Source organism: Pseudoalteromonas sp. AWM4_233, assembly GCF_056158285.1.
This window is the reverse complement of sequence record NZ_JBSWSZ010000001.1, coordinates 323,024-330,173: the sequence shown is the minus strand read 5'-3', so window position 1 is coordinate 330,173 and position 7,150 is coordinate 323,024. Positions and strand designations below refer to the sequence as shown.

Genomic DNA, 7,150 nt, shown 5'->3' with positions numbered 1-7,150 from the left:
AATACGCTGTAATATATGTAATTTAGCCATTATTTAACCGAAAAAAGCAGTGGACTCTGCTCTATATACTTTCTAAAAAACAGAATATAGCAAAGTTTCTAACCATAAAAGTCGACTAATTACCTATACCTGAAACAACTCTCTGTTGATAATTTTGCAATGCAAGTGCATTTTGTTTTGCGTAATGATGTAAAGCGCGCCAATCAATTACTTGCTTCGCCTTTACGGCCTGATTGGTTTCTTCAAGCGCCTGAGCGAGGGCTTTAAGGCCCAACTCAATACATTCTTGTATTAAGGTCTGTAATTTTATTTCAAGTTGATCGATAGCTTGAATATCTGCTAAACCTTGCAACTGAGCAAACTCGTAATCAAAAGTATCCGCTAAATACATTAATTTCGTATTTAAAAAGTGACTATCAAATTGCTGATTCAAGCGGTGTATTAATGCTTCGTCTAATAACTGCAAAGAGTTTATTTGTGTTGTATGTGCAGTACCCACATGCTCCAGCACAGATAAAAGTGTCGAGCCTGATACCGGCTTTTCTAAGCAGTAAGCAATACCTTGTTGTAAATATCTTTGTTGTGCTTGTTCATCAGCATCACCTGTCAGTGCAATCACAGTCGGAGCCTGAGCTGGCTCATACTGGCTTTGTAAACTTTGCCACCACTCTAGGCCGTGACCATCAGGTAAATGCATATCGAGTAAAATAACATCAAACTGATTATCAACCATGCTCTCACTCGCGGCTTTGAGCGTTCTCACGTACTCACACTGCATCTTGGTATCTTGTAAGTAGTGCTTAAGCACCTCTTGATTCAATAGATTATCTTCAACAATCAGAATGCGGTTGGATGCGAGCTGTGCAGGCGACTTTACGCTACTTAGCTCTACTCTTCGCTCTGGCGCCTCACAACAAGACAGAACTAAGTCAAAAGTAAAAACAGTACCTTTACTTAGCTCACTGTTCACCGTTAATTCTCCACCTAAGTTTTCTACAAGTTGCTTACACAAGCTCAAACCAAAACCTGCACTATTACTGATGTTATGCTCAAGTTGGCTACTCGCAAAAGGCTCGAAAATATAATCTAGTGCGCTTTGACTTAAGCCTACGCCCGTATCTGAAACTGAAAACCTAACGACTTGCTGAGTATCGTCTGCTTGCACTTTTTGCTCATGCATACTGACGGATAGAACGACCTCACCATGGTCTGTGTATTTAATCGCATTTGATACAAGGTTCTTTAAGATCAGCGGAAGAGATTCTTTGTCTGTTAGAAAGTAAAGCTCACTCAAGCGTTCATCAACACGGAGTTTAAAGTTCAAGTCTTTGTTTTTAGCAAGTGGCAAAAGTAATTCATGCACAGTTTGTGCTTGCTCAGCTAGGCTTGTCGGCTTAAGTAAAGCTGTGACTTGCTCGCCTTTGGCTTGAAGTAGCACTTGATTTGCCAAATCTGACAACGAAAGCGCAGCTTCGCTGATCACATCACACAATTGCGCATGCTTTTGTGGTTCACGCGGTATGCGTTTTAACATATCAGCATGACCGACGATGGCATTCAGAGGGGTTCTAAGTTCATGGCTGAGCATGGTTAAGAAACGCCCTTTTAACAAACTGGCTTGTTTATTCTTTTGCGCTAAAACAGCCATTTTCTCAAGCTGCTGTGCACCACATAAAAGACTAAACGCCACACATAAAATAATCGGCAAACATACCGTTGCGGCAATCACTAACACCTGACTGGTATTTAAAGTCGTTAATGCTGCTGTCGCAGGCTGCGCATCTAATGTTAATAAATGAATAGATAAAACGGCAAACACACACAAGCATGAAACCAAAAACCCCCAACGCGACAAATTAGTGCGCTGATGTTGGCTAGGCATGCAAATCATCAATGAACGAATAGACAAGCCCATGGCTATTGATACCAGAGAATAGGAGGCGATATAACGCATTGCTCTATTTGAATCTATAAAGCTAAACCAAATTGTTAATCCAAAATACACCACACCTATCACGAGCCATAATTTTGGAGAGTGTGCCACTTTAAAGAATTTTTCGGTACCGGAAACAAAGAAGTAGAAAGTCGTAAATAAACAAATAAGGGCTGCAAAAGTAATGGTTTCCGGCTGATAGCTAATCCCTATTAATAGCAAACAGGTCAGTGCCATCAACTGCATAGAGTACATCCATTGCTTAACGCCATCGGCACTCTGATACATGAACCAATTAAGGGTCATCACACCAGCAGAAATAATCGCTGTTAACGACATAATTGGCATCGCGAAATGTAGCTCTTGCATAATCCACTTATTTTGAACTAGGAAATTAGGATGAGTTTAAGCTTTAAAAACATGATTTAAAAGCTATTTAATAGAGTAAAAACCTTACTCTACACTAATATTATTCAGCAATTCTCAATACAGTATACTGTGTACAGATTTATAACCAACCTTTTTGTTTAGCTATTCGGGCCGCGTCCACTCGATTTGTTGCATTTAGTTTCGCAATCGCTTCTGACAAATAATTTCTTATAGTGCCTTCACTCAAGAACAATTTCTGAGCAATTTCAGCGGTTTTTAGTCCTTCACTAGCAAAACGTAATGCTTTTCTCTCTTTATCACTAAGAGGATCATTATCTTCTAACGCACTCATGGCCAACTCAGGGTCAATGACTTTTTGCCCCACCATGACTTTTTTGAGGGTATTAACCAAATACTCACTGGGCGCTTCTTTAAGCACAAACCCTTTCACCCCCATGGCCATGGCACGGCGAATATATCCCGCCCTAGAAAAAGTCGTCATAATGACCACTTTACTATTCGGATACTTTTCTATGACTTGCTCAGCTAGTTCGAGCCCAGTCATGTTTGGCATTTCAATATCAGTGAGCACAATGTCGATATCATGCTCTTGAAGCGCATTTAACCCTTCTAAACCATCTTGAGCTTGTGCAATCACTTCTATTTGCACATCTAATCCTAACAAGGCGCTAATAGCCCCTCGAACTAACCCTTGATCTTCGACGACTAATACTTTGATCATGCAATGTGCTCCTTAAACTGAATGTTGATGGCCATACCCGAATCTGTACTAATGTCACATTGACCTTGCAGTGTCGCTACTCTATCTTTGATCCCTTCAACACCATTACCACACTGATACTTTTTAACGATACCATCGTCTTTAATAAGCACCTCAATAACCCCATTTTGGGAACTAACTTGTAATTTAACATACTTTCCTTTGCTGTGGCGGATAATGTTAGTCACTGCTTCTTTAAAAATAAAACACAAGTTAGATTCTTGTTCTGCACTCAATATCACATGCTCAATTGATTGCTCAACATTAAAGCCTGCATCTTGCAAACGTGCGACTAATACATCAATCTGCGCATATAAACCCACTTGCTTTAAACCAGAAACAGCTTGCCGAACTTCACTTAACAAGTCTCGGGCTAATTGTGCCACTTGCTCCGATTCTTGTGAGGCTTGTTCATTTACTCCAGCCGCAGTGAGTTTACTCGCCAACTCCGCTTTTAATGCAATTGATGATAAAGAATGACCTAATAAATCATGCAAGTCTCGAGCAATTCGCTCTCGCTCTGCAATCGCCCCCAACTGCTCAATTTGTTGCTGGTCTTTGGCTTGTTGGTCACGATAGAGTCGCTCTCTTTGCTCCATCATGCCAAAGATAAACAAACCGATACTGACAATCGCTGCTGGGGAGATAAAATACAATGATTTCACTGGCACAAATAAAAACGCACTAATGAAAATAACCGCCAACAATGCTGCCATCATCATAAAGCTTTGCTTTCGGCGATAATTAAAGCCACAGAAAAAGCCGATAAAGCCAAATAAAGAGTGAGTGCCATAGGTCACATAAGTACCTAAGCAACAAAGTAAAGCCATGGCAGCTAGACTCCGGGTTACTGACTCACCTTTTTTATACAGAGCAATACCATATAGAAAAACAAAAAACGCATAGATAGCTAGCTGCGCCGTAATATCACCCACTGATAACGACTGCCAATTAGTCAGTAAAGGAAAAAAGAAAAAGCTTGAGAAAAATAGTGGTCCCCAATTCCAAAACTTTTTATTGGGGTGGGCTAATGCCATATTGTGGGGTTTGTTCAGCATGTTCATTCCAGTTCCGGTCAGTCTGTTATTGGAGTAGTCTCGAAAACATAATAGGTACATATACTTACATAGACTAACTGCTATTCATAATTTGTTTAGTGACAAGTGTCATCAATGATAGACTCAAAAAAAAGACAACATCCAACGACCATGCGCTCAGAACAATCTGCACTTATTCAGCTCCATACCGCCGTCCTGCTTTTCGGTGGTACTGCACTATTTTCTAAACTCATTGCCTTATCCGCGCTTGATATTACGGTGTACCGTACAGCCATCGCCTTTATTGCCCTCGTTTGCTTACTCAAGTTTCAAGGCAAAGCCATCGCCCTAAATCACAAAAAAGATTACGGCATCGCCATAATTTTAGGCATTGTGGTTGGCTTACACTGGGTGACTTACTTTGCCGGTATGCAACTAGCAGGCATTGCGACTGGCATTATTGCTTTCTTTACTTACCCGGTGATCACTGTGTTTCTAGAACCTTTCTTCAGTAAACAGAAACTTAAAAGTAAAGACATCATTAGTGCAGTGACGGTTTTATTCGGAATTTACTTATTAGTGCCAGAAGCTAACCTGGGTAATGACGTTACATTAGGGATAGTCACAGGCATTTTCTCAGGATTGTTATTTGCGTTAAGAAATTTGCTGCAAAAGCAATACTTCTCATCTTATGGCGGCCCGCAGACTATGCTTTATCAAACTATTGTGGCTAGTTTAATGCTGTGTGCTTTCGTTGATGTTGGGCCGACAGACTTACCCGAACAAGATATTTGGTTGCTGCTATTAGCAGGTATTATTTTTACCGCGGCGCCGCATGCGCTTTTTGCAAGCAGTTTAAGATTTTTATCTGCAACAACAGCTGGGTTAATTTCTTGTTTACAACCCTTGTACGGGACCGTATTGGCTTTTATGCTATTGTCAGAACAACCAAATATGATGACTTTAATCGGTGGTTTGCTGGTCGTCAGTGCAGCCTGTTTTGAAACTTGGTCAATCACAAGGAAAAAAGCCTAATGCAGATCTTTGCGCACCGAGGTGCCAGTGGTAACTATCCTGAAAATACAGCTTCTGCCATTACTGCAGCTTTGCAAGCCCAAGTTGATGGCATAGAACTCGACGTACAAAGTTGCGCCGATAACTTTGTAATCATTCACGATTCTTGGTTAGATCGAACAACCAATGGTAATGGCCGAGTGGTTGATACACCATTTTCAGAAATCAGTAAGCTTGATGCCGGAGATGGTCAGCAAGTCCTTAATTTACAACAGGTACTCGAGCTAGTTGGCACACAAACTCAAATCAACCTAGAGCTTAAACACACCTTTGGTTTAGATAAATTGGTTCAAATCCTCGAACAAAATGTGGCTGAAGGCATTATTGAGCGTGAACAGCTTTTGCTTTCCTCGTTTGATCACCACCAGCTAAAATGGCTTAAGCAGAATCTGCCTTGGGTTAAAATAGGTGCTTTAACCGCGTCTATTCCACTTAACTACGCCTACTTTGCAGAAAACTTGCATGCCTACAGTGTGCATTTAGATAAGAACTTTATAAACCATGAGTTTGTGGCAGATGCCAAGCAAAGAGGCCTAAAGGTCATGACCTATACGGTCGATAAACAACAAGAAATAGAAGAAATGCAGAACTTAGGCGTAGATGGTATTTTTAGTAATTATCCGTGCTATGCAAAAATGATTTTGTCGCGATAATGCAAGAAATCTCTAGTATGTTCTAAAATTAAAAGAAATTGGCAAATCAAGAGCCAAAATATGAGTCTATACATGAGTTTATATAATCAAATTGAACAGAGTTTCTTTTTTACTCTGTCGAGAAAAATTTTCGGCAACCTGAGCTTTTTATTTGCTTTCCAGCTCATCACTTTATTTTGGCTGTATGCTGAATTAACTGAAGATAAACAAGGCACAGGACTATTTTGGTTAATGGCACTTGGCGCTATCGGTGGATTTATCTTCACATTATTTTATATGCGTTTTCTTATCGTGCGTCCAATCAAAGCTATGCGCGATACGTTAGAACAAATAAATAGAGATGATGGCAATCTAGAGGCTAAGTTACCGCAGTTTACTTACGACGAGTTTCGTGAAGTCAGTGAGCAATACAATCACTTTACTAGCCGCTTAAGTGAGCTGCTCAACACCACTTATCATAGTGCTGAAGTCGCAGCTAACTCTAACCAAGAAGTCACTCGCTCTATGCAGCAAACCTCTGAATTAGGTGCGCAACAAATTTCTAGTAGTGACTCTATCATTGCTGCCAGCGACCAGGTGACCCATAGCTTACAAAGTATTGTTGGTAATACCGATCATGTATATCAAGCCAATACCGAAAGTCTGCACTTTGTGCGGGGTTCATCACAATCTTTATCTACCTTAGTGGGCGAAATTCAGCACATCACGCAATTACTTGGCAATTTTGCCAATACTGTCGCAGGCCTAAAAGAGAACAGCGACAATATACGCAGCATCCTGAAGATGGTTGAAGAGTTTTCGGACCAAACTAATTTGCTGGCGCTGAATGCTGCAATTGAAGCTGCACGTGCCGGTGAAGCTGGTCGAGGTTTTGCGGTGGTTGCCGATGAGGTTAGAAACCTATCAGTTAAAGTAAACGATGCGACGCGTCAGATCAGCGACTTCATCAACCAAATGGATGTGTTAGTCGGTGAGACACATCAAGAGTCACAACAGTTGATTAGTCATTCAAGCTCGGCTGAAAAAGCCATCAGTGAGACGTCGGGTGGATTTGCTAGCATGTGTAGTGACTTTGAGCATAACCAAACACAACTCGAAGCCATCGTCGGTGAAGTACATCAACTTGAAACAACACAAAACCACACCCATCAAACAGTACTTAATATTGTTGAACTTGCACAACAAGCAAAACAGCAAATAGATGCGGCTTCAGAGCAGTGCCAGCAAGCTCAAAAGCTTACTCAAACGACGCAAGAGGAATTACGCCGCTTTGTGAGATGATTAAAGTCAGATGTCACATGTC

6 protein-coding genes are annotated in these 7,150 nt (G+C 40.9%); 3 read left to right on the top strand and 3 right to left on the bottom strand.

Annotated elements, in window-relative coordinates:
• Positions 1–115: 115 nt before the first annotated feature.
• From ACXAC4_RS01505 to ACXAC4_RS01495, 3 genes are all read right to left on the bottom strand, one after another.
• Positions 116–2,302, bottom strand: coding sequence for an ATP-binding protein (locus ACXAC4_RS01505; protein WP_475158517.1), 2,187 nt, complete (start codon positions 2,300–2,302; stop codon positions 116–118).
• Between the two features lie 139 nt (positions 2,303–2,441).
• Complete coding sequence (locus tag ACXAC4_RS01500; RefSeq protein WP_475158515.1) at positions 2,442–3,044, bottom strand: response regulator transcription factor; 603 nt, start codon at positions 3,042–3,044, stop codon at positions 2,442–2,444.
• On the bottom strand, positions 3,041–4,141 hold the full coding sequence (locus tag ACXAC4_RS01495; RefSeq protein WP_475158514.1) for a sensor histidine kinase: 1,101 nt from the start codon (positions 4,139–4,141) through the stop codon (positions 3,041–3,043). The genes ACXAC4_RS01500 and ACXAC4_RS01495 overlap by 4 nt, the downstream gene beginning before the upstream one ends.
• A gap of 150 nt (positions 4,142–4,291) precedes the next feature.
• On the opposite strand from ACXAC4_RS01495, the gene ACXAC4_RS01490 reads away from it, so the two are divergent.
• From ACXAC4_RS01490 to ACXAC4_RS01480, 3 genes are all read left to right on the top strand, one after another.
• On the top strand, positions 4,292–5,155 hold the full coding sequence (locus tag ACXAC4_RS01490; protein ID WP_421965317.1) for a DMT family transporter: 864 nt from the start codon (positions 4,292–4,294) through the stop codon (positions 5,153–5,155).
• Positions 5,155–5,847 carry a glycerophosphodiester phosphodiesterase gene (locus tag ACXAC4_RS01485; RefSeq protein WP_475158513.1) on the top strand — a complete coding sequence of 231 codons (693 nt, stop codon included), beginning with the start codon at positions 5,155–5,157 and terminating at the stop codon, positions 5,845–5,847. The genes ACXAC4_RS01490 and ACXAC4_RS01485 overlap by 1 nt, the downstream gene beginning before the upstream one ends.
• 72 nt (positions 5,848–5,919) lie before the next feature.
• On the top strand, positions 5,920–7,128 hold the full coding sequence (locus ACXAC4_RS01480; protein ID WP_475158512.1) for a methyl-accepting chemotaxis protein: 1,209 nt from the start codon (positions 5,920–5,922) through the stop codon (positions 7,126–7,128).
• Positions 7,129–7,150 lie beyond the last annotated feature (22 nt).

Coding starts and splice junctions, on each gene's coding strand:
- ACXAC4_RS01505 (WP_475158517.1), bottom strand. CDS start 2,302: ATGCAAGAGCTACATTTCGCGATGCCAATTATGTCGTTAACAGCGATT.
- ACXAC4_RS01500 (WP_475158515.1), bottom strand. CDS start 3,044: ATGATCAAAGTATTAGTCGTCGAAGATCAAGGGTTAGTTCGAGGGGCT.
- ACXAC4_RS01480 (WP_475158512.1), top strand. CDS start 5,920: ATGAGTTTATATAATCAAATTGAACAGAGTTTCTTTTTTACTCTGTCG.
- ACXAC4_RS01495 (WP_475158514.1), bottom strand. CDS start 4,141: ATGCTGAACAAACCCCACAATATGGCATTAGCCCACCCCAATAAAAAG.
- ACXAC4_RS01490 (WP_421965317.1), top strand. CDS start 4,292: ATGCGCTCAGAACAATCTGCACTTATTCAGCTCCATACCGCCGTCCTG.
- ACXAC4_RS01485 (WP_475158513.1), top strand. CDS start 5,155: ATGCAGATCTTTGCGCACCGAGGTGCCAGTGGTAACTATCCTGAAAAT.